Here is a 24,858-nt window from a genome sequence, read left to right as displayed (position 1 = left end):
CCCGATACGACCGGTGCGCGCATACTTTCTTCTCAGCCATCTGCATCGCAGCAACCGTCATCTTCTGGCTTTAATCAATGAGTCCTGAGCCTAGTTGGCGGCCTCAACCCCACCGGCTCGCGCTGACACCAAAAGCTGTCGCCAAGCGAAGACCACATACATGCGTTCCCCAAGCACAACGTTCCTTCGCAAAATTGGTTGTCCGATTTTCCGTCAGGAAATTGCGTGTCAGGAACGCGGCATTCCCAGTGGCCGGAGATGACGGCGCAGGGCGGCGATGCGGAAGATCGCGTTTGCCGCGCCATAGCCGCGATAGCCGCGCCGCTCGACGATCTCGAAGAAGAGACCCTCGCCGTAGGTGGGGCTGTAGAGCTGGAAATATTCGCCATGCTCGTCACGGTCGTAGAGGATGTTGCGGGCCTGCAGCCGTTCGGTGAGGGCGGGGTCGAGGCCGAAGCGCGCTTCAAGGTCGTCGTAGTAGTTCTGCGAGATGTCCAGAGCGACGAAACCGTTTGCGGCGAGCGCGTCGGCCGTCGCAAAAATGTTGTCGGTGGTGAAGGCGAGATGCTGGATGCCGGAGCCGAAGGTTTCGCTGATGAAGCGGCCGGCCACCGTGTTGCGGTTTTCCGCGCCGTTCATGGTGATGCGCAGCGATCCTTCGCCGTTCTCGACCACCTGGCTGCGCACCAGGCCCGACGGGTCGACGATGTCGACCATCGGCGTCTTCTCTGCCTCGAAGATCGCGGTGTAGAACAGCAGCCAGGTCAAAAGCTCGTCATAGGGCATGGTCTGGGCGACGTGATCGACGCGCCCGAGGCCGGCGTCCCGCATTCCCGGATCGCCCTCCACGGGATCGAACTCGATGTCCCAGATGCGGGCGAGTTCGCTCGTCCGGTCGAGGAAATAGAGCACGCCGCCGCCCACGCCGCGCACCGCCGGCATTTCGATCTCGCCGGGATCGAGCGGTTCTCCGAAGGCCTCAGCGCCGAGCGTGACGGCGCGCGCCTGCGCGGCCCTCGCATCCTCGACGAGAAGGCCCATCGCATAGGCGGAAGTACCGTGCACGAGATAGGAGGAGCCGGCAAAGCCGCACTCGTCGGCATTAACGACGAGGCGGATATCGCCCTGCCGGAACACGATGACGTTCTTCGATTTGTGGCGGGCCTCCCGGCGGAAGCCGAGGGTGGCGATCATGGCTTCGAGATCGGGTGCCTCTGCCTCGTCTACCGTGAACTCGACGAATGCGACCCCCTCCACGCGGCTGCGCGCCGGCATGGCCGGCACGTCGAGGGAGAGGCTGGGGTTGGCGCGGCGGATGCGGTCGCCGAGATAGACGAGGGAACGGTAACCGTCGACGGCAATCGCGCCCGGCGAGCCGCCGCGGAACTGGTCGTTGAAGATTTCGAGCGAGAGGTAGCCGTCATAGCCGGTCTCGGCCACGGCGGCCATGAAGGTCTCGACTGGCAAGTCCCCTTCGCCCGGCATGTTGCGGAAGTGGCGGCTCCAGTAGAGCAGGTCCATGTCGATCTTCGGCGCATCGGCAAGCTGGATGATGAAGATCTTTTCCTTCGGGATCGAGCGGATCGAGTTGACGTCGATTTTGCGCGCCAGAGTGTGAAAGCTGTCGAGGATCAGGCCGATATTGGGGTGGTCGGCCCGGCGCACGATTTCCCAGGCGTCGCGGTGATCGTTGATGTGCCGGCCCCAGGCGAGCGCCTCATAGCCGACCCGGAGGCCGCGTTTTGCCGCGCGTTCGCCGAGTTCGTGGAAGTCGGCGGCGGCGCGGTCGAGCCCGCCGAGGGCGGCGCTGGAGACGTTCGAGCAGACCAGCACGAGATCGGTGCCCATATCCTGCATGAGGTCGAACTTACGCTCGGCGCGGTCGAAGGTGCGGCTGCGCAGCGGCTCTGGCATGCCTTCGAAATCGCGGAAGGGCTGGAACAGCGTGATCTCCAGGCCGAAATCACGCACGATGCGGCCGAGCTGGCGCGGGCTTTCGTCGAAGACGAGAAAATCGTTCTCGAAAATCTCGACGCCGTCGAAGCCGGCCTTGGCGATGGCGCCGAGCTTTTCGCTGAGGTCGCCGCTGAGCGAGACGGTGGCGATCGAGGTCTTCATGGCGATGTCCTCCGGCACTTCTCAGCGGGCGAGCATGTTGAAATGGGCGAGCATGCGGTCGGCATCGGGTTCGCGGCCGGTGAACAGCCGGAACGCGCCAACCGCCTGGAACACCGCCATGCCCCCGCCGTCGAGCGTGCGGCAGCCGTGGCGTTTCGCTTCGTGCAGCAGCGCGGTTTCGAGCGGGAAATAGACCACCTCAGCGACCCAGTGGCGCGGCGCGAGCAGATTGGCCGGCAGCGGCAGGCCGGGATATTTCGCCATGCCGGTTGGTGTCGCGTGGACGAGTCCCGTGGCGGCCCGCATGGCCGCGACTAGATTCTCGGCCGCCTCGACATGGGCTGCGGGAAAAAGCGCGGCCATGCTGTCTGCCAGGGTTGCGGCGCGTTCCGGCTCCCGGTCGAAGACCAGAAGCCTTTCCAGTCCCAGCGATAGCAGAGCATAGGCGGTCGCCGCGCCCGCTCCGCCAGCGCCGAGTTGCAACGCCGCGGATAGCTCGGCCTGCGGCAGGCCCCTGCGAAAACTTTCGGCAAAACCCCACCAGTCGGTATTGTGGCCGAAGCGCTTGCCGTCGCGCAGCACGACCGTGTTGACCGCGCCGAGATCGCGCGCCTGCGGCGATAGCTCATCGAGATGGGGAATGACGCTTTGCTTGCAGGGATGGGTGATGTTGAGCCCGGCAAGCCCGCGCGCCTCCGCCTCGCCGATCAGGCGCGGCAGGTCTTCAGGCGTGGCGCCGATCTGGTTGAGGTCGATCAGCGCATAGTCGTAGGAAAAACCCTGAGCCTCGCCCTCGCGCATATGCATGGCCGGGGTCAACGATGCCTGGATACCAGCACCGATCAGGCCGGCTTTCATCGGTTTGATGAGCGTGTCGATCATCTCTTGCAATCCATTGGGGTGTGGTCCGGCCCGCCCGTCCGGCGGGCCGGTTCCGGCGGGTTTACTGGCCGCGGATCGTTTCGAGTTCCTTGAAGAGGGCGGCGACCGTATCCGGGCCGATTTCGGCGCCGAATTTTTCGATCAGCGGCTTGACGGCGTCGCGCAGCTTCTGGGTTTCCTCGGGCGAAAGCTCGCTCACCTCCATGCCGGTCGCCTTGATGTCCGCGAGCGCCTTGGCGTCCACCTCGCGCGAGACCGTGCGCTGGTAGTCGCGGGCTTCCGCCGCGGTGGACTGGAAGAGCGCCTTCTCCTCGTCGTTGAGGCCGTCCCAGACCTTCTTGCTGATCAGCACGATCTGCGGGTTGTACTGGTGGCGGGTCACGGTCATGTATTTCTGCACTTCGAAGAATTTTGCATTGAGGATGTTGGCGGAGGGGTTCTCCTGGCCGTCGACGGTGCCGGTTTCGAGCGCGGTGTAGAGTTCGGTATAGGGCAGCGGCACGGCATTGGCGCCGAGGCTGTTGAACAGCTCGATCGGGATCGGCGACTGGATCGTGCGGATCTTCAGCCCCTTGATGTCCTCAAGCTTAGTCACCGGATGGCGGTTGTTGGTGAGGTTCCGGAAGCCGAGTTCCCAATAGCCGAGGCCGACGAGGCCAGTTTCGGGCAGAAGCTCCATGAGGCTCGTGCCGAAGGTGCCGTCCATCACCTTGTCGGCTTCCTCGCCGCTGTTGAAAAGGAAGGGCAGGTCGACCGCGCCGAATTGCTTGACGTTGCCGGCGAGGATACCGGCATTCAGCACGGTCATCTCGATGACGCCGCCCTGCAGCGCCGAAACGGTCTGCACGTCGCCGCCGAGAACGCCGCCCGGAAACAGCTTTACCTCGATCTTTCCGCCGCTCTTCTCCTTCATGAGTTCGGCGAACTTTTCCATGCCGGTCACCTGCGGATGACCCTTGTTGTTGGCGGCAGCGAATTTGAGCTGGTGTTCGCGGATTTCCGCCGAGGCCGGCAAGGCGACAAGCAGGGCGAGCGGCACGATCGTTCCGAGCGCCAGTTTCTTCAGTGTATCGAACATGGTTTCCTCCCAGGTTTGGCCGTGCCTTTGCACTCGGCCGGTTGAGTTTCCGCGGCTCAGTGTCCCATCAGCGCCACGGGAACCGTGACGAGCTGTGGGAACAGCACGAGCAGCAGAAGCACGATGATTTCGGCGATGAGGAAGGGCATGACCCCCTTCATCAATTGCTCCATGCTGAGCTTGGAGACGCCGCAGATGACGTTGAGCACGGTACCGACGGGGGGCGTGATCAAGCCGATGGAATTGTTGATGATGAAAAGCACGCCGAAATAGACCGGATCGATGCCCGCCTCCCGGATGATCGGCATCAGCACCGGCGTCATGATCAGGATGGTCGGCGTCATGTCCATGGCGGTGCCCACCACCACGACCAGGGCCATGATGGCGAGCAGCAGCAGCGTCTGGTTGTCCATCAGTGGCCGGACGAGCGAGGCGAGTTCGCCGGGAACGTCGGCGACGGTGACGAGCCAGGCCGAGACGGCGGCGCAGGCGACGAGGAACATGACGACCGCCGTGATCTTCGCCGCCGCGACGAAGACGCCGAAGAGTTTGGCCGGCGGCAGTTCGCGATAGACGACCATCGCCACGAACAGCGAATAGACCGCCGCGACCACGCCCGCCTCCGTCGGCGTGAAGACGCCGAATTTCAGGCCGACGATGATGATGACAGGTAGCATCAGCGCCCAGATACTGTCGGTGAAGGCCTTCAGGCGGGCGGCGCCGCTCTGGCGCGGCGGTAGCGCGAATTGCTCCTTGCGGGCAACGAGCAGCCAGGTGAGGCAGAGCGCGCCGGCGATCATCAGGCCGGGAAAGATGCCGGCAAGGAAGAGTTTCGTGATCGAGACCCCGCCGACGACGCCGTAGAGGATGAAGCCGATAGACGGGGGGATGATCGGCCCGATGACCGAGGCGGATGCGAGCAGCCCACCCGTCCTTGCCGGATCGTGGCCGGATTTCAGCATCATCGGATAGAGCAGGGCGCCGAGCGCAGCGGCATCGGCGACCGCCGAGCCCGAAAGGCTGGACAGGATGCAGGCCGCGAAGATGGCCACGAAGCCGAGCCCGCCGCGGATATGCCCGACCATCGCCATGGCAAGGTTGACGATGCGCCGCGAAAGGCCGCCGGTGTTCATCACTTCCCCAGCCAGCAGGAAGAAGGGCACGGCCATCAGCGGAAAGCTGTCGGCGCCGTTGAGCACGTTCTGCGCCACGATCTGCGCATCGAAGAGGCCGAGATACATCATCAGGGCAACGCCGCTGAGGATGAGGGCGAAGGCGATCGGCACGCCGAGCGCCATGGGCACGAGAAGGGCGCCGAGAAAGATCGAGACAGTCATCGGCGGGGCCTCACTGTTTGATGGAAGGGGCGGTGAGCGGGGCAGTGGGCTGGTGATCCAGCGCCAACTCGTCCTCGCTGTCCTTGACGAATTCGGCCGTGGTGACGTCGATGCGGCCGGTGAGGACACCGATCATGTCGGAGAGGACGAGCAGCACAGCCGGGATGCCAAAGGCAAGGCCCGCGCCGTAGAAGACGCCCATGGAAATGCCGGTCGCCGGGGCCGAGACGTGAAGGTTGATCAGAGTCTGCGTCCAGCTTCCGCTGATCATCAGCCAGATGGCCCAGAGCATTAGCGCCTGGCCGGCCAGAACGGCGATCTTCTCGCCTCCCGGCGGCAGGCGGCGCAACAGGGAATCAACGCCGAGATGGCCATGTTCACGTATGGCGACGACCGCGCCGAGGAAGGTCAGCCAGACGAAAAAGAGGCGCGACAGCTCTTCCGAATAGGTGATGCCGGTGTTGAAGGCATAGCGCAGGACCACATTGCCGAAGACCAGCACGACCATGCCGGCGAGCAGCGCGGCGATCACAGCCTTCAGTCCCCAGAAGCAGAAATCGATGATGCGAACCATTGTGCTCCTCCCAAAGCCAATTGCCGCTTGCACGGCCCTGTTCCTACCTAGCGCGGTCCGCCGGGACGCGTTAGGGGCACCGCGCCTTGACAGCTTCCTCCTCGCCGTCAAAGTCCGGTACAAAATGTACGAACTAGTACGTATGTCAAGTGCCCTCTCTTGAAAGAGCCCTTCAATCTCAATATGACTTCCCCGAGCGATAGAAAGCGGAGGCCGTTAGCGCGTCCGCTTCATGGCGCTTTTCTTGATGAAAATCAGGACGATCGCCGGAGAGAAGTGACGAGGAATGGTGGCGCGAGCTGAAACGAACCGAAAGAACGATCCGGAGCGGACGAAAGAGGACATCCTTGCTGTCGCGACCGAGGAATTCTCGACTCACGGTCTCGCTGGCGGACGTGTCGATGCCATCGCCGAGCGCACGCGAACATCAAAGCGGATGATCTATTATTATTTCGGCGGAAAGGAGGGGCTCTATCTTTCCGTCCTCGAACGCGCCTACCGCAAGATCAGAACCCTCGAAGAGGACCTGAAACTCGCAAGCCTTGCGCCGGAAGAGGCGCTGCGCACGTTGATCGCCAGCACCTTCGAGCATGACGAGGCCAATCCCGATTTTGTGCGTCTTGTCAGCATCGAGAACATCCACCATGCCGCGCACATGCTGCGCTCGGACGCGATCCGCGACCTCAACGTCTCGGTCATCGAGACCATCGCCGGCATCCTTGAGCGCGGCCTCGCGGATGGCGTCTTCAAGCGCCAGGCCGACCCGATCGATGTGCATATGTTGATCAGTGCCTTCTGCTTCTTCCGTGTCTCCAACCGCTACACCTTCGGCACGATCTTCCGCCGGGATCTCTCAGAACCCGAGATAATGGTGCGGCACAAGGGCATGATCGCCGACGCGGTTATAAACTACCTTAAAAATGAGCGTAGTTGACTTGCCCTTCCACAACGCGTTTTTCTTCCGATATCCGGCACGCGCCGGTAGGAACACGCCACCTCCTTGTGTGACAGGCTCGACCGTCCGAGTTATCTCTTCGATAGCGGCATCGCGTCTTGTGTCAGCTTCGCGCAGTCGTTCAAGCCTCAGGCTGGTGCGGACTTCAGCCACAACATCTCCAAGCCGACCACCGGCGAGCAATACGAAATCGGCATCAAATGCCAGCGCGCCGAAATCGGCGCGCTCGTTACGCTCTCCGCGTTCCAAATTGCGCAACAGAACACGCTGACGACTGACCCGGCCGATCCCCTATTCCAACTCGTTTGACCTCTTCTTCAAACCTCTTTCGTTTCCGTCCAGCGCTTGACCCTATGCGTATCGATATCAAAGAGATCGAGCGCGCGTCCGACGGTCTGGTCGATGATGTCGGCCAGGGTTTTGGGACGGTGGTAGAATGCGGGTACGGGCGGCATGATGATGGCACCGTTGAGTGTCGCCTGTTCCATGAGGCGGATATGGCCGGCATGCAGCGGAGTTTCGCGAAGCAGCAGCACCACGCGACGGCGCTCCTTGAGGCAGACGTCGGCGGCGCGCACGATCAGCTCGTCGTTATAGCTATTGGCAATGCCGCTCAATGTCTTGATGGAGCAGGGCGCCACCAGCATGCCTTCCGTCTTGTAAGAGCCTGATGAGAGCGAAGCGCCGATGTCCTTGAACGCGTGCACAGTGTCTGCGAGAGCGCGGACCGCGTCGATCTCGTAGTCCGTCTCCTCTCCGATCGTCCGGATGGCTGAGGGCGACAGGATGAGATGGGATTCGATGTCCTCGATCTCCCGGAGCATCTCCAGTGCGCGAATGCCATAGATGACGCCAGAGGCCCCGGTTATCGCAACGATGAGCCGGCGCATGTCATGGACCTCCGTTTGTCTTACGTAGCTCGGCGAAGGGTCGCGCCACGCCGTCGGGAACACCAATGTCGAAGACGTTGAGCGTCATGGCGACGAAGCTGTAGTAGCCCGCGATTGCCACGAGGTCTATCATGCCGTCTTGCCCCAGTTCTGCGATACCGCATTCATAGCTTTCCGCGGAAAGACTGCGTGACACGTAGAGCTCGTTCACCAACGCATAGACACAGGCGCTCTTCGCATCGGTAAAACGTGGCGTGGCGTCGGTTTCGATGGCATCGATAATATCCGGTGTGATGCCGGCGTGTAGAGCTTCGCGCTTGTGCGCATGCCATTCGTACTCGCTCATCCAGTAGCGGGCGGTGACGAGGATCGCGAGTTCGGACAGTTCCGCCGGCAACGACGTGCCGTAACGGGCATAGGCGCCAAGACTCTGCCCGCGCCGGGCGAGTTCGGGCCGGAACAGCCAGGCCTTGAGAGGAGCGGGCAGGCTGGAGCGTGGCCCGGCGAGTGTTTCGTCGCAAATCTTGCGCTGTTCGGATGACATGGTTGCGGGGTCGAGGTTAGGCAGTCGGGGCAATCGCGAACCTTTCGATTGGGACGCGGCAGTAAGTCCGCCGCGCCTTTGTTCACACTAGACGGTGGGGATGATCGTGAGGGCAGGAATGAGCTTGCCTAGCACCGTTGCCGGCCACGGAATATGCATGATGCGATCGGCCAGGACATGGATGAAGATGGTGAAGCATGTTGCCTGCGTCACGCTCAACCACCACGGCTCGCGTCCCTCCACCCGCATATATGCGATGATGAAGACAAAGGAGCTCGGGAGGAAACCGATCAGCGATACTCCGACGATGAAGGAACCAAACCAGGCAAGGAAGATACCGGACCGCACGAGGAAAGTGCGGATGTCGATCGCTTCATCGCCGCTGATATCCATGTGAACGGCGGATTCGCGTTGTTCGCCCTCCCGAAGGCTGACCCCACCTCGGCGCAGAACTTGATAGACGAGGCTGATGCCGGCGGTGATCATGAAGACGCAACCTACGATGATGGGAGCGGTGTTTGCCGGTGCCCGCCATCCCGAGGCTTGGAACATCATGATGGCGACCACGACGATAAGAAGCACGTAGAACAGGTCGGCGACCTTGAATGTCGGCCGGTGGAACTCCAGCAACATCCGCTTGAGCCCGCCGCTGCGCTTGGTTTCCCGCAGGAATGGACGAACCATGCCGAGGACGGAGACGGTGAGAATGACGACGACGGCCGGCCGCAGAAGCCAGTCGGCACCGTAGCGCACCACCGAGATCGACATGTAACGTTCAATCAGCGCACCAAGGACGAAGCCCAGCATAAGGGGCGGACGCGCCCAGCCCAACCGCTTCATCGTCCATCCGAGCACGGAGAATACGAGAAGCGCGTAGATGTCGCCCCAATCGCGGGTTTCCTGATAGGCGCCCATGAACACCACACAGAGAACGATGGGAAGGATGAGCGTGTAGCGAAGCGTCGCCAGCTTGGCGAGTTGGCCGGAAAACAGAAAACAGATACCGGCGCCGAGGATGTTGGCGATGGCGATCGACCAGATCATCGAGAAAGTGATTTCGATGTTGGTGGTCAGCATTTCCGGCCCGGGGATCAGGCCCTGGATAAGGAATGCTCCGAGCAGGATCGCCATGCTGGCGCTGCCGGGGACGCCGAAGGCGATGGTGGGGATGAGCGAACCGGCGGTGATGGAGTTGTTGGCGCTTTCCGGCGCGATAAGCCCGCGCACGTCGCCTTTCCCGAAGGTCTCGCGCGCACCCTTGACCGTCTGCATGGCGTGGCCATAAGCAAGCCAGTCGACGACCGAAGCACCGAGGCCGGGGATGGCGCCCACGGCGGCGCCGATGCCCCCGCAACGCAGTACCAGCCACCAGTTCGTGAGCGCATCACGCACGCCGGCACCCATGCCCTCGCGAACGTTGAAACGGGAATGGCTGGCGATCGCCGCCCGGCGAATGGCAAGATCGGCGAGTTCCGGAACTGCAAAAAGGCCGAGTGCGATCGGCACCAGCGGTACGCCCTCCCAGAGATAGAGTTGACCCATCGTCCAGCGCAACGTGCCGGTCTGGGGATCGGTGCCGATCATGGAGAGCATCACGCCGAAGCTGGCGAGCGCCAGCCCGCGCAACGGGGCACTGCCTGAGAGCGTCGCCACCATGGAGACACCGAAGATCGACAGCGCAAGCAGTTCCGGGCTGCCGATCTGGAGGACGAGTGGACGCATGACCGGGATAAGCGCCGCCAGCAAAGCGGCACCAAACAACCCTCCGATCAGGGACGCGGTATAGGCGGCGGCCAGGGCGCGGCCTGCTTCGCCTTTCTTCGCCATGGCGTAGCCGTCGAGCACGGTGGCCTGGGCTGACGATCCGCCGGGCACGCCAAACAGGATCGCCGGGATCGTGTCGCTGGTGCCCGTCACCGACTTCATACCCAAAAGAAGAGCGAAGGCGGTCACGGGATCAAGTGTGAACGTGAAGGGAAGCAGCAGCGCCAACCCTAGAAGTCCACCGATGCCGGGGATGATGCCCAATGCAAGACCCATCAGCACGCCGGCTGACAGCATCATCAAGCGATAGGGCTCGAGCACGCTGAGCATTGCTGAGCCAGCAACCCCCAAGAGCGAAACGTCCATGTCCGAAACTCCTCCTATTTCGCACGTGCGGCCCATCCTCACCACAGTTTGGGGCGCTCAATTTCCACGAGGCGGAATTAGTTTCCGTCTTGTTGACATGTGACTTGGACCTGATGCTAATTGCAAGAACAGCAGAAAATAATTCCGCTAAGTGGAATTTCTTTGGGTCGATTGTGCGTATGCATGGACCGAAAGTGAAAATACCGGAGGAGCATCAGCGTGATACTGCAGAACAAATTTGACGTTCCGACCTCACCCGAGGAAGCCTGGCAGACGCTTCTGGACGTGCCGGGTATCGTTGGATGCGTTCCGGGTGCCGAGCTGACTTCCAAGGAATCGGATAACGTCTACAAGGGCCGTGTCTCCGTGAAGCTCGGTCCCGTCGCGCTCAAATTCAACGGGTCGGCGACGATCGAAACGGCGGATTCCGCTACCCGCACCGCACTCATCCGCGCCAACGGCACAGACCAGCAGGGCCGGGGAAATGCCGGCGCAGTCACAACGATGCGCGTTGAGCCGTCGGCTGCCGGTTCGACCGTGACGCTCGACACCGATCTACAACTCTCGGGGCTCGTCGCACAATATGGCCGCGCGTCGGGTGTGATCACCGCGGTGTCCAGCACCATCATTTCCCAGTTCGCGGAAAACCTCCGCCGACAGATAGGCGCCCAAAAAGTGGCTGATCTGCCCGCCGAAAGAGAGGAGCCAATTTCCGCTGAGCGGAAAACTGCATCGGTTGACAATGCTATCGGCGGCGGCATGCTCTGGAAGATCTTTACCGCCTGGTTCGGTGGCCTTTTCGGCGCGTCGAGAAGGGGCTGACATGTCGCTGGCCATGTCCGCGTTGAGGCGCTCTCATACTTTGTTGTTGCACGTCGCCCAAGCTGGCGAACATGCCACGCTTGGCAGCATCGCCAGCGATCTGGAGATGCCGCAATCGACGGTGCACCGCGTGCTGTCGCAACTGGTCGAGGAAGGGCTTGTGGTGGTTGGCCCGGCCGGGCACTACCGCCTCGGCTGGAAGGCGCTGCAACTGGCGCGTCGCATCTGGAATGCGGCATCGGAGGAGGAACTGGCGCTGCCGCTGATGCGGGAGCTGTCGGAGACGACGGGGGAGACCGTCACCCTCAACAAGTACATTCCGAGCGAAGGCTTCTGTGTCTGCGTTGCGGTCGCGGAGACCTCGCACTCGCTCTCGTATGCGCTCAATGTCGGTGATACCCGACATCTCAATATGGGGGCCGGCGGCAAATCGATTCTGGCAGGGATGGGCGACGCGGACGCCGATGCGGTCATTGCGCGCCACGGACTTCCTTCAGCCACGAAGGAAACGGTCACCGATCTTGAAAGGCTCAACTCCGACATCGCGTGGATCCGAAGCCGGGGCTATGCGGTGTCGAGTGGAGAAAGCGTGGAGGGAGCGATCGGCTATGCCGTTCCGATTTTCTACCGCGGCGAGATGGTCTTCGGTTCCATGGCTGTCACTGCTCCGCAGATTCGCTTTCGCGCGGAATGGGAGCAGGACTGGCTCGCGGCACTTGTCGACAAGGCGCGCACGCTTTCCGAGCTGCTGGGCGCGTCACAACGCAAAATCACGACCTTCTATCCGTCATATCAAAAGGAAGCGGCTGACATATGAAGCCCTCGCCCTTCACCTATCACGCACCCACAACGACGGCCGAACTGACCGAACTGCTTGGAACGCTCGACGACGTCCGCATCATTGCAGGCGGTCAGTCTCTAATGCCGATGATGAATTTCCGCTTCGTACAGCCCGGCCACCTCATCGATCTCAACACCGTTGACGGCCTTGCCTATGTCGATGTCCAGCAGGACTTCATAGAAATCGGCGCGTCCACGCGCCAGAGGTTCCTGCAGCGTTCTCAGGATATCGCCAAGCACATGCCGATCGTTGGCGAAGCCCTTTCGCATGTGGGACACCGCCAGACACGAGCCCGCGGCACGATTGGCGGCTCTCTCTGTCATTTTGATCCGTCCGCCGAACTGGTAAACATGGCCGCGCTGCATGACGCAGTGCTGACGCTGACGAGCGTGGACGGTGACCGGAGTATCAGCTTCGGTGAATTCGGCTTGGGCTTCCTAACGACATCCGTCCAACCCAATGAATTCTTGCGATCGGTCCGTCTTGCCCGCTGGCCGGTAGTTCACGGCTATGGCTTCGAGGAATTCGCGATGCGCCATGGCGACTTTGCGATCTGTGCCGTGTCGTGCTTGATGACGCTGGATCATCGGGGTGCGATCGACTGGCTGGCGGTCGCGGTTTCGGGCGTCACCGAAACTCCTGTTCGCCTCACCGAGATGGAAGGCCGCTTGCGGGGCACAATGCCTGATGCCGGAACAGCCGCTGATCTTGCCGCTGCTGCTGGCGATATCGAGGCCATGAGTGACGCCTATATCACCTCCGACTACCGGAGCCATCTGGCGCGCGTCATCACGCGCCGCGCCTTCACCAAGGCCACCGAGCGCGCCGATCAGAGAGTTCGAGTATGAAAGACCTGCGTACCATTTCCGTGACCGTGAACGGCACGCCCTTTTCGCGCGAAGTCGAAACCCGGCGCACGCTCGCCGACTTTCTGCGCCTCGATCTCAAGCTGACCGGCACGCATCTGGGCTGTGAGCATGGTGCCTGCGGTGCATGCACGGTTCGTGTCGAAGGTGAGGCGGTCCGCTCCTGCCTGATGCTGGCTGTGCAGACCAACGGCAAGTCGGTCGCGACCGTCGAGGGCCTCGCCAAGGACGGTAAGTTGACGCCGATGCAGAACCAATTCTGGGAAAAACATGGGCTGCAATGCGGCTTCTGTACCCCCGGCATCCTCATGACCATGACGGAGTTTCTCGAAGAGAACCCCGATCCGACGGAATCCGAGGTTCGCGATGCGCTCTCGGGCAACATCTGCCGATGCACCGGCTATCAGGCGATCGTTGATGCGGTACTCGCGACGGCGGCTCAGGCGCGGGGAGAACAGTGATGCAGATGCGCTCATTCGGACAGAGCATCAAGCGTAAGGAAGACCCGGCGTTTCTGACCGGCAAGGGGCGGTATGTCGATGACATCGAGTTGCCCAACATGGCGCATGCGGCTTTCGTGCGAAGCCCCCTCGCGCACGCGAAAATCAAATCGATCGACGCGAGTGCTGCACGTGCAATGGACGGCGTCATTGCTGTCATCACGTACCACGAACTGCCCGAAACATTGCGGCAGCGCCGCCTGCCGCTGGTCGTGCCGGTAGAATCACTCACCAATCCGCGGCTTCCGTACACTTTGGCACGTGATGAAGTCTGTTATGTCGGCGAGGCCATTGCCATTGTCGTTGCGGAAAACCGCTACATCGCGGAGGACGCGGTTGCGCAGGTGATGGTCGACCTCGAACCTCTCGGCGTGGTCGCCGACTGCCGGGCTGGGCTTCTGGAAGGAGCGCCCCGATCGCATCTTGGTGCAGACTCCAACATTGCGGCAACGATGCCGTCGGTGACGGGGGACATAGACGCTGCCTTCTCCAACGCTCGCCATGTGTTCAAGGAGTCGATCTTCCAGCACCGCGGTGGCGCCTTCTTTATGGAATGCCGCGGCGCAATCGCCCACTACGATCAGTTCAGCGAAAACCTGCTCGTCTATGTTTCATCGCAGGGCGTGCATCGCATCAAGCGGTCCTTCCACGAACTTTTCGATATTCAGGATTCCAAGCTGCGCATCGTAACGCCGGATGTCGGCGGCGGCTTCGGCCCGAAGGGTTCGTACTACGTGGAATATGGTGCCGTCGCTGCGGCCTCGATGGCAACCGGACGTCCGGTCAAATGGATCGAGGATCGCCGCGAGAATTTCGTCGCTACCCACCAGGAGCGTGACCAGTACTGGGACGTGGAGATCGCCGTCGACGAGAACGCCAAGATTCTCGGTGTCCGTGGCACGCTCACCCATGACAACGGCGCCTACACGCCGTGGGGAATCGTGCTGCCGTGGATTTCGGTCGCAACCGTGCCCGGTCCCTACGTAATTCCCGCTTATGACATGACCCTCATTTCGGTGATCACCAACAAGGTGCCGACCACGCCGGTGCGGGGCGCGGGCCGGCCACAGGCTGTTTTCGTCATGGAGCGGCTTCTAGAGCGTGTCGCCAAGGAGCTTGGCCTCGATCCGGCCGAAGTGCGCCGACGCAACTTCATCAAACCGGAACAGATGCCCTACGATGTCGGGGTCATTTTTCGCGATGGTCGTCCAGTCGTCTATGATAGCGGGGACTATCCGAAATGCCAGGAGGTGGCGCTTGAGGCCGTCAACTACGAGGCCTTCGAGGAACGGCAGAAAGCGGCGCTCTCGGAAGGTCGGTATATCGGCATCGGCATCGGCAATGCCGTCGAGGCGACAGGCCTTGGCCCCTATGAGGGTGTAACAGTGCGCATTGGCACCAATGGCAACATCACTGCCTATACCGGTGCCACGCCGCAAGGTCAGGCGCACAAGACGACGCTGGCACAGATTGTCGCCGACCATTTCGGCGTCTCGATCGATGCCGTGACGGTCGAGACGGGTGATACGTCGAACATCTCGTTTGGCATCGGCACTTTCGCGTCGCGCACGGCCGTCAATGCAGGTTCTTCAGCGCACCTCGCCGGTCAGGCGGTGGCAACCAAGGTGCGCGAGATCGCCGCGCAACTGCTTGAGGTCGAGCCCGACGATATCGAACTGACCGATGGCGTGGCCCGGGTGAAGGGGCCGTCCAACCGGTTCAAGACGCTACGCGAACTTGCCGTCTATTCGCTGGGCAAACCCGGCTTTTCGCTCGCGCCCGGCATGACCCCGGGGCTGGAGAACACCGCCTATTTCACGCCCACGCAGTCCTCTTATGCCAACGGGACCAGCGTTGCGGAAGTCGAGGTGGATGTCGAGACGGGCCGTGTTCACATCAACCGGCTCGTGATGTCCCACGACTGCGGCCGGGTGATCAATCCCATGGTGGTTGATGGGCAGGTCGTTGGTGGCGTTGCCCACGGTGTCGGCAATGCGCTTTTCGAGCGCATGGTCCATGACGACCAAGCGCAGCCGCTGTCCACCAATTTCGGTGAGTACATGCTGCCGCTCGCGGCCGATGTTCCACGCGTCGAAATCCATCATCAAGAGACTGCAAGCCCCAACAATCCGCTTGGGGTCAAGGGGGCGGGCGAGGGGGGAACCATCCCCACCATCGTGGCGATCGTCAACGCTGTAGCCAATGCACTGTCGCCCCTTGGCGTCCACATCGCCGAGGCGCCACTGTCGCCGCAACGCATCATCCAGTTGATCGACGAAGCAAAGGCAAGGAGCGTTGCATGATGGCAGACGGAGGCGTTCCCATGAATTCGGCGAGCTATGCAGAGCGATTGGTCGCCGTCCTCAAGATCTTCGCCGAGGGGCCGGGCGTGCTCTCGATCAGCGAGATCAGCGAAGCCCTCAATCTCGCGCCGAGCTCGACGCACAGGCTCCTCGGGCCGCTGGTCGAACAGGGCTTGATCGATCGTGCCTCCAAGCGGCGCTATCGCGTGGGAACAGAACTCTTTCGTATCGCGGCCCTCGTCGAGACGCGCTACAGCCTTCTCAATGTCGCCAAGCCGGTCGTGGCCAAAACGGCCGAGGAGAGCAAGGAGACCTGCCTTCTGGCGATCGTCACGCCGTCGCGCAGCCGTATCGTGCTCGCCCACAAAGTGGATTCTGCTTATCCGCTTCGTTTCAAGTTCGATCTGCTGATGAACATTTCCCCAATCTGGGGATCGCTCGGCCGCGCGGTGATGGCGTGGCTGGAGCCGGGCGAACTGCGTCGTGTTCTTTCCGAGGGAGGACCGTCCCCGCTGACCGGTGCGCCAATACCAAGTCAGGACGCGCTTTCGGCCGAACTCGCCATGGTGCGGCGGCACGGCTATGCGCGCAGCGTCGGGCAGCGAGCCGCGCCCGACGCCATCGGAATTTCGGCTCCGGTCTTCGATGCAACGGGAGTCGTCTGCGGCGCCCTCGGGATAGTCACCCCCGAGCATCGCATGACGCCCGAACTGGAGCGGCAGGTCATAAAACTTGTCCGCTCGAACGCTGCCAAACTCTCACACATGATGGGCCATTCCGGTCGCATGCTTGATGTGAGTTGATCCATTTCATCTTTGGGAGGAAATATGATGAAGTATTCGAAGACAAGACGCATGCTTTTGGCGGGCGCGATCGCTTTCCTGGCGACGGCGCCGCACCAGGCCCTCGCCCAGACCGTCGAGGAATTCTACAAAGGCAAGACAATCGATATGGTCATCGGCTATGCGCCGGGCGGCAGCAATGATGCCTATGCACGCGCCGTGGCCAATCACATTGGTAAGCACATTCCTGGCAATCCCCAGGTCATTCCGCTCAACATGCCCGGCGGCGGCAGTTTGCTTGCTGCAAATCACCTCGCCAACATCGCGCCCAAGGATGGCTCGGTTCTCGGTGTCGTCGCATCGACGATCCCGCTTGACGAGCAGCTGGGTTCAGAGAATATCCAGTTCAAGTCCGCCGAATTCAACTGGATCGGTCGTGTCGCCTCGAACACCAATGTCACGTTCGTCAACGCATCGACCAATGTGAAGACGGTACAGGATGCCATGAACACGGAAACCATTCTGGCGGCGACCGGTGCAAGTTCGACCGTGGCGATCTATCCCTCGGTTATGAACACCATGGCCGGAACGAAGTTCAAGCTCGTCATGGGCTATGAGGGTTCCGCAGAGGCTATGCTGGCCATGGAGCGTGGCGAGGTCGATGGACATTCGACCAGCCTTGCTGCCGTCATGACGTCCCACCCTGAATGGATGAAAAGCGGCAAAGTCAACTTCCTCGTCCAGTACGGGCTGACCCGCCACGCGGAACTACCAGATGTGCCGACGGCGATCGAGTTGATCAAGGATCCGGCCGAGCTCGCGGCAACCCGTTTGATCCTCGGCGGTGTAGAGGTTGGTAAGCCCGTTCTTACCACGCCCGGTGTGCCTGCAGATCGGGTGGAGGCGCTGCGCCGCGCCTTCGACGCCATGTTGAAGGACCCGGACTTCGTCAACGAACTTACGCAACAGCGGCTCGAGATTTCGCCGATGTCGGGCGAGGAGCTCCAGAAAGTGGTTAGCGAAGCAGCCTCGGCCACGCCCGAACTGATCGCGCGCGTCAAGGCCGTTTGGCCGAACCAGTAAGCAGAGCTGACGTGCCGGCTTCTGCCGGCACGTCTCTCAATAGGGGAAAGAGCCATGTTCGAGTTCGCTGTAGAATTTTCGCGAGAGGGCACCGTCGCGACGGTCGATCTCAACCGCCCGGACGAGGGTAATAAACTGACCCGTGACATGATGCGCCTGCTGACGCAGAAGCTGCACGAGCTTGCGGGCCGGGAGCAGCTGAATACCGTTATCCTGGCCGCGCGCGGGCCGGCCTTCTGCCTCGGACGCGACGGCCGCGGTGAAACGCCGGGCGCACTCTCGGCTTACGATATGCGCGAACAGTCGATGGCGGCTGTACTCGATCTTTATGCTGCGATCAGGCGAGTTCCCGTTCCCGTCATTGCGAAGGTCCATGGCGATGCGCTGGGGTTCGGTGCTGCGCTTGCTGGGGCCTGCGACATCACGCTTGCCGCAAGTGAAGCGAAATTTGCCTTCAGTGAAATTCACCACGGTATTCCCCCCACCATGGCCATGACCGCCGTCATGCGGCATCTGTCGCCCAAAGCCCTGGCTTGGCTCATCTATTCCGGTGAGACGATCACCGCGACGCGTGCGGTCGATATCGGGCTTGCCAGCGTGGTCCTGCCACAAGAGACCTTTGAAGAGAAAGTACAAGCCTTCGTGGACGAGCTGGCATCGCGCCCGCGTCGTAATCTCGCGACGATCAAGAAATACCAGAGTTTTTCCGCAAGCATGGCACCGGAGGCCGCGTCGGACTATGCCGGCGCGCTGCTGGCGCTTGTTAGGGCGAGTTGAGAACGATGGTGCAGATCGTCACGCGCTCCGGATTGAGGCTGCATTACCAGACTCGTGGCGTCGGACCCGTCATCGTACTGCTGCATCCGGTCGGTTTGCGCGCTGCCTTCTGGGATCCGGTGGTCGATGCGCTGTCAGACCGTTTTCGGTTGATCAGTCCCGACCTGCGCGGCCACGGCCAGAGCGATGTGCCGGGTATGGATTTTAGCCTTGAGGATATGGCTCAGGACGTCATCGACCTTATCGACGCGGTCGGTACACCACCAGCAATTGTTTGCGGATGTTCGCTTGGCGGCATGCTGGCCCAGGCGGTAGCGATCGCGGCCCCGCAGATCGTGCGGGGCATGGTGGTCATCAGCGCCGGACATAGCCGTGACGACGCCGGCCGTAAAGCGGTTCTCGCCCGGGCGAACGCAGCCATGGCTGGCATGCCGGCTATCGTCGAGATGACGCTGGAGCGCTGGTTCTCGGAAGAGGCAAACCCGGCGATGGTAGCAAAGGTTCGCGCTTGGCTTCTCGAAGACGACCCGGTTGTGCATTCGCGGTGCTGGCGGGCCATGGCCGGTCTCGATCATGCTGCCAGCCTCGGAACCATCCGGGTGCCGGCCCTAGCGATCGCGGCGACCGATGACAAAAGTGTCTCGCCATCCGTTATGCGGGACCTTGCAGCACGTATCGCAGGCGCGGACTACAAGGAAATTGCCGGAGCGGGGCACCTGTCCCCACTCGAAAGGCCGAAAGATATTGCCGCGATCCTTGGCGCTTTTGCCGAAGCGGTCGCATGAGTGAAACGAACACGTCCGCTGGAGGAACCATGACCGTCCCAAGAACCCCGCCGCTCAATCTCAATGACCATCTCGACGCGCTCGATGCCGCGGGTCTGCTGGTGCGGGTCGACCGCCCCATCAACAAGGATACGGAACTCCACCCGCTGGTGCGCTGGCAGTTCTTGGGTGGATTGGAGGAGAACGACCGCAAGGCATTCCTGTTCACAAATGTGGTGGATTCCAAAGGCCGCAAATACGACATGCCGGTACTTCTTGGCGCATTGGCGGCCTCCCCGCGCATCTATGCCATGGGCATGGGCCGTCCGGTCGAGGAGATCGGTGACGCCTGGAATCACGCGATTGCCAATCCGATTCCACCTAACCGGGTCACGGACGCCCCATGCCAGGCGGTTGTCATTCAAGGCGAGGCGCTGACGCGGCCAGATGGTGGCGTTGCGGCATTGCCGGTGCCCGTTTCGACGCCGGGCTTCGATTCCGCACCCTACCTCACGGCGACCATGTGTATCACGCGCGATCCGGAAACCGGTGTCCAGAATGCCGGCATGTATCGCGCCGCGTTGAAAGCGCCGGACCGCATGGTCATTCGCATGGCGGCAAAGCCCGGCGGCGCCGGCGGGTGGTTGCATTGGCTGAAATATCGTGAGCGCGGAGAGCGCATGCCGATCGCCATCGCGCTTGGGGCGGCACCCGTGGTGGTGTTTACCTCGCCGCAGAAACTGCCCGTCGACGTCGATGAGTTTTCCGTCGCTGGGGGTCTGGCAGGACAGGCGATCGACACGGTGAAATGCGTGTCCAACGACCTTGAAGTTCCGGCAGATGCCGAGATCGTCATAGAGGGATACATCGATACCTCCGTGCTTGAGCCTGAAGCCCCGTTCGGCGAAAGCAACGGCTATGTCGCGCTCGAGGGCTACAACATGCCCATGATCGTCACGGCCATCACGCACAAGCGGGAGGCGATCTTCAACGCCATTATCAGCCAGGTGACCCCGTCGGAATCGAGCGTCATAAAGAAGGTCGCCTACGAACCGCTGTTCCTGCACCATCTGTCCAAGCAACTGTCGATCAAGGGTATCAAGAAGGTCGTGTTGCACGAGCGGTTGACCAATCTTCGCCCGGTCATCTTCCTTCAATATGCCTATGGAACACCGCGCAGCGAGGTCTGGCGTGGGCTCTACGCCGCGTCTTCCTTCATGGGTAGCGTCGGCAAGATCGTCATCGCGATCAGTGAGGACATCGACCCCAATTCGGTCGACGCTATCTTGTGGTCGATGGCCTACCGATCGACCCCCTCCGAGGACGTGCTGATCACGCCCAACAGAGGCGGCGTGCAGGGTGCTCAGTATGGCCCCTCGAACACCGATTCCGGCCTGTTGATCGACGCGACGCAGAAGCGCCCGCTGCCGCCTCTCGCCTTACCCAAAAAGGAATTCATGGAAAACGCCAAGGCGATCTGGGAGGAGTTGGGTCTGCCGGCCATCAAGGCGGAATCCCCTTGGCACGGCTACACGTTGGGCGACTGGACCGAGCGCTGGGAAACCTTGGCGCAGCGCGCCACCGCAAGCGATTGGCAGCTCAACGGCGACGACACCTTGCCGCGGCAGCATTCGGGCAAGGGTCCCGAAGATTCTGCGCGCAATCTCGAGTAATCCGCGCCCGCAGGAGACGACCAATGCAGATCTTCCCAAGGCGTGTGCCCATGATGGCGGCCCGCGTCGATTTCCCGCTTGGCGCACCTGATAGCCAGCCTGACGACGCGCTCACCGCCTTCCGGCTGCTCGAGACTGGTCAACAGGAAGGCCTCGGCTGCGCGCTGATCACTGTCGTGGAGGTGATCGGAGGGTCGGCGCGTGGCAAGGGTGCCCATATGTCGGTGCTCTCGGACGGTCGCTATTGTGGTTACGTGTCGGGTGGATGCGTAGAGGCGGCCATTGCCGCCGAAGCCATCCAGGCTATCGAGAAGGCGCGCGACCAGGTGTTGCGCATCGGCTCGGGCTCGCCGCTCATCGACGTGCGTCTGCCTTGCGGTGGCGGTATCGACTTGCATATCCATGTGGCCCCCGATCCCGTGATTGTGCGCGCCGCCATTGAAGCGATGGAATTTCGTGAGCCGTTCCGTATTGGTTACTTGCCGAAGGAGGGCAGGCTGCGCTTCGACCAGTCGCTCGATGAGGCCGATGGGACGGGCTGGAAGCTCGACATTTTCGAGCGCGTCTACCGACCAAGGACGCGCCTCGTTCTGATCGGTCGTGGGCTTGAGGTGGAAACGACGGCGCGCATAGCAACCGCTGCCGGTCTTGAGGTGATCGCCTATTGTGCCGACGGCGAAACGGCGGACAGCGTCTACCGCAATGGCGCCAAGGCGCATTGGCTTTCGATGCCTTCCGATCGCCCCGATTTCGCAGTCGATCCCTATACCGCCGTCGTGTTCTTGTTTCACGACCATGAATGGGAACTTGGCCTGCTCTGCCATCTCCTTCGGGAACACAAGCCATTTTTTATCGGCGCGCTTGGCAGCCGGAGAACCCATCAGATGCGCGTTGATGCCCTAAGGCAGGCCGGCATCGCAGAGACCTTGATCGATACGATCCATGGTCCGGTTGGGTTGTTTGGTCCCACCAGAGATGCCGCATCGTTGGCAATCTCCATTCTGGGGCAGGTGACGCAGGCCCGCGAACAGGCCGATAAGCTCGCCGGCTCCTGATTGTGGGATCGGCATCGAAAACTGCGATGTGGGCTGGCTTCGGCCTTGCGCTCCTGATCGGTACGGTCGGAGGAGCAGTCTTCGCCTATATCCGCTTTCCTCTCCCCTGGATGCTGGGAGCGATGTGTGCCTGCACGGCCGCAACGCTGCTCCGCCTGCCAGTGCGACCCGTCGCGGCCGTTCGCCCGTTCATGACGGCGATCATTGGCGTTTTGCTTGGAGCGAGCTTCTCGCCTGAACAACTCGCCAGCCTCACGGGCTGGGTGCCTACATTACTCGGTCTTGTGGGCTATGTGCTGGTGTGCGCTGTTCTGGTAACGCCCTACTTCCGTCTGGTTGCGGGCATGGACCTGCCGACCGCCTTCTTCTCCGCCATGCCCGGCGGCGTCATTGAAATGATGCTCGTCGGCGAAGAGAAAGGCGGTGACGGCAGAACGATTGCGCTGGTGCATTCTGCGCGCATCCTTTTCGTCGTGGCCGCGGTGCCACTGATTATCGCGTTTCTCGCGGATGCGACAATTGTGACCGGAGCGAGTGCAACTCGTCTGTCGATTGCTGAGACATCCATAATGAGCGAGTTTTTGCTAGCGGGTTGTGTCGTGGTCGGCATGGCTGCCGGGCGAATCCTGAAACTGCCGGCGCGATACCTTCTTGGACCGATGCTTATCTCCGCCGCGGTGCATATGACGGGCGCTACGGATTTCCAGCCGGCGGCCGAGGTGATTATTCTCGCGCAGGTGGTTCTCGGAACGCTCATCGGGTGCCGCTTCGCCGGCGTACCGCCGAAACGCATCGGTGTCATTCTGTTGGTCAGCGCCGGATCTGTGACGATCATGCTCGCCATTGCGCTGTTCTTCGCCATGGGGCTCGCTGTTGTCTCCCCTTACGGCTTGGAGGCGATCCTTCTGGCCTACTCTCCTGGCGGCCTCAACGAAATGAGTCTCGTCGCACTCGCTATGGACCTCGAAGTGGCATTCGTCTCCGGCCACCATATCGTTCGCGTGATCCTGGTTGTCGCTCTGGCGCAGCTCCTGTTTCGCGGTGCCATCAGATTAGCTCCGCGCAAAGCGAGTGATGATAGTGACGCGTGATGCCGCAACTTGTCGTTAGATTGCGTCGATGAGCGTTTCTATGGCATGCGCGAGCGGCTCGCTCTGGCCCGACGAGAAATGCTCCAGAACGAGGAGGACGGCCGCCCCAGCGCGTGGGCGCGTATCGGATGTTTTTGATGGCGATGCAGCCGCTGGCATGGCTTCAAGTGTATCGAGTTCGATATGTTCCGCGTCGAGTTCGGCGGCTTTGACGCGGTCGCGGAGCTTTTCGGTCGTTTTGTCCGGTGCTGGAGCCGGTCCTGATTTCAACCGGCGGCGAATGGCCCGAAGCGGCAGAACGACCTCTTCGCGCCAGACAGCCACGTGCGCATCAGCGGCCTCGATGTCGCCTTGCTCAAGCGTCTCTTCACGGATTACCGTCCGCCAGAGGGCATGAATCAGGACATTGACGTCGACATTGCCCCGATCCTGGAGCTCGAGGCAGGCCATTGCAACGCCTTCTCGGCGATAGAAATCGAGGGCAAAGTCCCAAAGTCGCACGTCTCGTCCTCCGTCATTCCCGTCATTCTACATGCTCATAAGGCTGCGAGCACGCCAGAGGCCGACGGATAACATGAGGGGCGCCTAGCAAGCGCCCCTTTAGATTTCGAAATCGGTCTCTATTCGCCATAAACCGCCTTCGCCTTGGCGAGAAGTGCGGGATCGATCTTGTCGAAGCGCGCAATCATCTCCTGTAAGTCCTCGCCGGACATCGGATTGACGGTTGCACCGATCGCAGCCGCATCCTTCAGGAAAGCCGGGTCCTTGACCATGGCATCGAAGGCACGGCGCAGGATTTCAAGCCGGTCGTTCGGAATGCCGGGCGTCGTGAAATAGTACTTTCCGATGTCATTGGAACTCATGATCAGTTCCATGACAGGCCGGTTCTCTTCCGAGGCGAGCTCGACGGAGGTCGGAACATCGGGCAGCACCGGATCGCGCTTCAGCGCATGCTGCACAAGAATACGGACCGTTCCCTCCTTGAACCAGGTGGGATTGGCAGCCATCAGGGCTTCGAAGGTCGTGGAGTGCCCTTCGGCTTCTCCGCGTTCCATGGCCAGCATACCGGCTGCGGAGCCCTCATAGCCCATGATGAGCTTGAATTTGGTGCCGAGGAACTGGTTCATCGCGCGCGGATACAGCGAAATCGACGAACCCACATTGGTCGCCGAGAGGATCACTTCTTCCTTCATCGCCTGCTGTATGTCTTTGATGTCGCTCGTATTCCAGACCATGGTCACGCTGGTCGACGGCTGGACGCGGCCGATAAAGTTGAAGCCCGACATTTCGAACTCGACATTGTCGATCATCTTGGATTGCAGCGGCACGGCCTGCGAGACAATGCCGATCACCGTGCCATCTTGTGGCGACGTGTTGTAGAGCTGGTTGGCCGCCGCCAGGCCCCCGGCACCGGGCAGATTGATCGGCACGATCGTCGGTTTACCCGGAATGTGGTCGCCCAGATGGTTGGAGACGACGCGGGACAGGAGATCGTTTCCGCCACCGGGCGCGAAACCGATGACCAGTTCGATGGTCTTGCCTGCGTAGAAATCTTCCTGCGCGAGAACGGGTTGAGCGGCAACGAGGGCAGTGAGTACGACGGCGCCGCGCGCCAGCCAATGCATGGCGGTCTGTCTCAACATGATGCTTTCCTCCAGTGATCGACCTCGCTTTCCCCTGCGAGGCAATATAGAGACGGTAGGAAGCAAAGGAAAACTTGGCAATTGCTTGAACAAAGAATTCCGCCATCCGGAAATACGATAGGATTTTGCAATATTGTCTTGTTTTTATTG

General features: G+C 61.4%; 24 protein-coding genes. 14 read left to right on the top strand and 10 right to left on the bottom strand.

Going from position 1 to position 24,858, the window contains the following annotated elements; all coding sequences use genetic code 11:
• Positions 1-228: 228 nt before the first annotated feature.
• The 5 genes from J2Y63_RS28685 to J2Y63_RS28665 all read right to left on the bottom strand — a co-directional run bounded on the left by J2Y63_RS28685 (position 229) and on the right by J2Y63_RS28665 (position 5,989).
• The gene (locus J2Y63_RS28685) at positions 229-2,118 is read right to left on the bottom strand and encodes a bifunctional sugar phosphate isomerase/epimerase/4-hydroxyphenylpyruvate dioxygenase family protein (RefSeq protein ID WP_435268913.1); all 1,890 of its coding nucleotides are present in this window, start codon (positions 2,116-2,118) and stop codon (positions 229-231) included.
• A 21-nt stretch (positions 2,119-2,139) separates the two neighbouring features.
• Positions 2,140-3,000 (bottom strand): shikimate dehydrogenase, encoded by an 861-nt coding sequence (locus J2Y63_RS28680; RefSeq protein WP_435268912.1) that lies wholly within the window; start codon positions 2,998-3,000, stop codon positions 2,140-2,142.
• A gap of 61 nt (positions 3,001-3,061) precedes the next feature.
• Entirely contained in the window at positions 3,062-4,078 is a 1,017-nt protein-coding gene (locus J2Y63_RS28675; protein ID WP_256120139.1) for a TRAP transporter substrate-binding protein, read from the bottom strand.
• 56 nt (positions 4,079-4,134) lie between these two features.
• Complete coding sequence (locus J2Y63_RS28670; protein WP_435268911.1) at positions 4,135-5,415, bottom strand: TRAP transporter large permease; 1,281 nt, start codon at positions 5,413-5,415, stop codon at positions 4,135-4,137.
• A gap of 10 nt (positions 5,416-5,425) precedes the next feature.
• Positions 5,426-5,989 (bottom strand): TRAP transporter small permease, encoded by a 564-nt coding sequence (locus J2Y63_RS28665; RefSeq protein ID WP_435268910.1) that lies wholly within the window; start codon positions 5,987-5,989, stop codon positions 5,426-5,428.
• A gap of 286 nt (positions 5,990-6,275) precedes the next feature.
• On the opposite strand from J2Y63_RS28665, the gene J2Y63_RS28660 reads away from it, so the two are divergent.
• On the top strand, positions 6,276-6,923 hold the full coding sequence (locus tag J2Y63_RS28660) for a TetR/AcrR family transcriptional regulator (protein WP_435268909.1): 648 nt from the start codon (positions 6,276-6,278) through the stop codon (positions 6,921-6,923).
• A gap of 66 nt (positions 6,924-6,989) precedes the next feature.
• A complete protein-coding gene (locus tag J2Y63_RS28655) occupies positions 6,990-7,253 on the top strand; it encodes a TonB-dependent receptor domain-containing protein (RefSeq protein WP_435268908.1) in 264 nt (87 codons plus the stop codon).
• An 8-nt stretch (positions 7,254-7,261) separates the two neighbouring features.
• Here the strand turns inward: J2Y63_RS28655 and J2Y63_RS28650 are convergent, their stop codons facing one another.
• From J2Y63_RS28650 to J2Y63_RS28640, 3 genes are all read right to left on the bottom strand, one after another.
• Positions 7,262-7,834: a UbiX family flavin prenyltransferase gene (locus J2Y63_RS28650; RefSeq protein ID WP_435268907.1), complete on the bottom strand. Its 573-nt coding sequence runs from the start codon at positions 7,832-7,834 to the stop codon at positions 7,262-7,264.
• A 1-nt stretch (position 7,835) separates the two neighbouring features.
• Positions 7,836-8,378, bottom strand: coding sequence for a carboxymuconolactone decarboxylase family protein (locus tag J2Y63_RS28645; protein WP_435268906.1), 543 nt, complete (start codon positions 8,376-8,378; stop codon positions 7,836-7,838).
• Between the two features lie 87 nt (positions 8,379-8,465).
• On the bottom strand, positions 8,466-10,508 hold the full coding sequence (locus J2Y63_RS28640) for a tripartite tricarboxylate transporter permease (RefSeq protein WP_435268905.1): 2,043 nt from the start codon (positions 10,506-10,508) through the stop codon (positions 8,466-8,468).
• A gap of 219 nt (positions 10,509-10,727) precedes the next feature.
• Here J2Y63_RS28640 and J2Y63_RS28635 point away from each other — a divergent pair, with 219 nt between their 5' ends.
• Genes J2Y63_RS28635 through J2Y63_RS28580 form a run of 12 tightly spaced genes read left to right on the top strand, consistent with a single transcriptional unit; the run spans position 10,728 to position 23,065 of the window.
• Entirely contained in the window at positions 10,728-11,330 is a 603-nt protein-coding gene (locus J2Y63_RS28635; RefSeq protein ID WP_435268904.1) for an SRPBCC family protein, read from the top strand.
• A 1-nt stretch (position 11,331) separates the two neighbouring features.
• Positions 11,332-12,147: an IclR family transcriptional regulator gene (locus J2Y63_RS28630; protein ID WP_435268903.1), complete on the top strand. Its 816-nt coding sequence runs from the start codon at positions 11,332-11,334 to the stop codon at positions 12,145-12,147.
• Positions 12,144-13,019, top strand: coding sequence for an FAD binding domain-containing protein (locus tag J2Y63_RS28625; protein ID WP_435268902.1), 876 nt, complete (start codon positions 12,144-12,146; stop codon positions 13,017-13,019). Before J2Y63_RS28630 ends, J2Y63_RS28625 begins: the two co-directional genes overlap by 4 nt.
• On the top strand, positions 13,016-13,498 hold the full coding sequence (locus J2Y63_RS28620; RefSeq protein WP_435268901.1) for a (2Fe-2S)-binding protein: 483 nt from the start codon (positions 13,016-13,018) through the stop codon (positions 13,496-13,498). The genes J2Y63_RS28625 and J2Y63_RS28620 overlap by 4 nt, the downstream gene beginning before the upstream one ends.
• A complete protein-coding gene (locus J2Y63_RS28615) occupies positions 13,498-15,840 on the top strand; it encodes a xanthine dehydrogenase family protein molybdopterin-binding subunit (protein WP_435268900.1) in 2,343 nt (780 codons plus the stop codon). The genes J2Y63_RS28620 and J2Y63_RS28615 overlap by 1 nt, the downstream gene beginning before the upstream one ends.
• Positions 15,837-16,643 carry an IclR family transcriptional regulator gene (locus tag J2Y63_RS28610; RefSeq protein ID WP_435268899.1) on the top strand — a complete coding sequence of 269 codons (807 nt, stop codon included), beginning with the start codon at positions 15,837-15,839 and terminating at the stop codon, positions 16,641-16,643. Before J2Y63_RS28615 ends, J2Y63_RS28610 begins: the two co-directional genes overlap by 4 nt.
• A 24-nt stretch (positions 16,644-16,667) precedes the next feature.
• Entirely contained in the window at positions 16,668-17,705 is a 1,038-nt protein-coding gene (locus tag J2Y63_RS28605) for a Bug family tripartite tricarboxylate transporter substrate binding protein (RefSeq protein ID WP_435268898.1), read from the top strand.
• A 54-nt stretch (positions 17,706-17,759) separates the two neighbouring features.
• Entirely contained in the window at positions 17,760-18,482 is a 723-nt protein-coding gene (locus tag J2Y63_RS28600) for an enoyl-CoA hydratase/isomerase family protein (protein WP_435268897.1), read from the top strand.
• 5 nt (positions 18,483-18,487) lie between these two features.
• Entirely contained in the window at positions 18,488-19,267 is a 780-nt protein-coding gene (locus J2Y63_RS28595; protein WP_435268896.1) for an alpha/beta fold hydrolase, read from the top strand.
• 29 nt (positions 19,268-19,296) lie between these two features.
• Complete coding sequence (locus tag J2Y63_RS28590) at positions 19,297-20,919, top strand: UbiD family decarboxylase (RefSeq protein ID WP_435268895.1); 1,623 nt, start codon at positions 19,297-19,299, stop codon at positions 20,917-20,919.
• A 23-nt stretch (positions 20,920-20,942) separates the two neighbouring features.
• Positions 20,943-21,974, top strand: a complete 1,032-nt coding sequence (locus J2Y63_RS28585; RefSeq protein ID WP_435268894.1) for an XdhC family protein — start codon at positions 20,943-20,945, stop codon at positions 21,972-21,974.
• 26 nt (positions 21,975-22,000) lie between these two features.
• Positions 22,001-23,065 carry an AbrB family transcriptional regulator gene (locus tag J2Y63_RS28580; RefSeq protein ID WP_435268893.1) on the top strand — a complete coding sequence of 355 codons (1,065 nt, stop codon included), beginning with the start codon at positions 22,001-22,003 and terminating at the stop codon, positions 23,063-23,065.
• A 15-nt stretch (positions 23,066-23,080) separates the two neighbouring features.
• Here J2Y63_RS28580 and J2Y63_RS28575 read toward each other — a convergent pair whose 3' ends face one another.
• Both J2Y63_RS28575 and J2Y63_RS28570 read right to left on the bottom strand, forming a co-directional pair.
• Positions 23,081-23,566, bottom strand: a complete 486-nt coding sequence (locus J2Y63_RS28575; protein WP_435268892.1) for a TIGR02444 family protein — start codon at positions 23,564-23,566, stop codon at positions 23,081-23,083.
• Between the two features lie 119 nt (positions 23,567-23,685).
• Positions 23,686-24,708, bottom strand: coding sequence for a Bug family tripartite tricarboxylate transporter substrate binding protein (locus tag J2Y63_RS28570; protein ID WP_435268891.1), 1,023 nt, complete (start codon positions 24,706-24,708; stop codon positions 23,686-23,688).
• Between the last annotated feature and the right edge of the window lie 150 nt (positions 24,709-24,858).

This window comes from Shinella sp. BE166 (assembly GCF_051201095.1).
Lineage (GTDB): Bacteria > Pseudomonadota > Alphaproteobacteria > Rhizobiales > Rhizobiaceae > Shinella > Shinella lacus.
The sequence above is the reverse complement of the archived record's forward strand: the minus strand, read 5'-3'. Positions and strand labels throughout refer to the sequence as shown.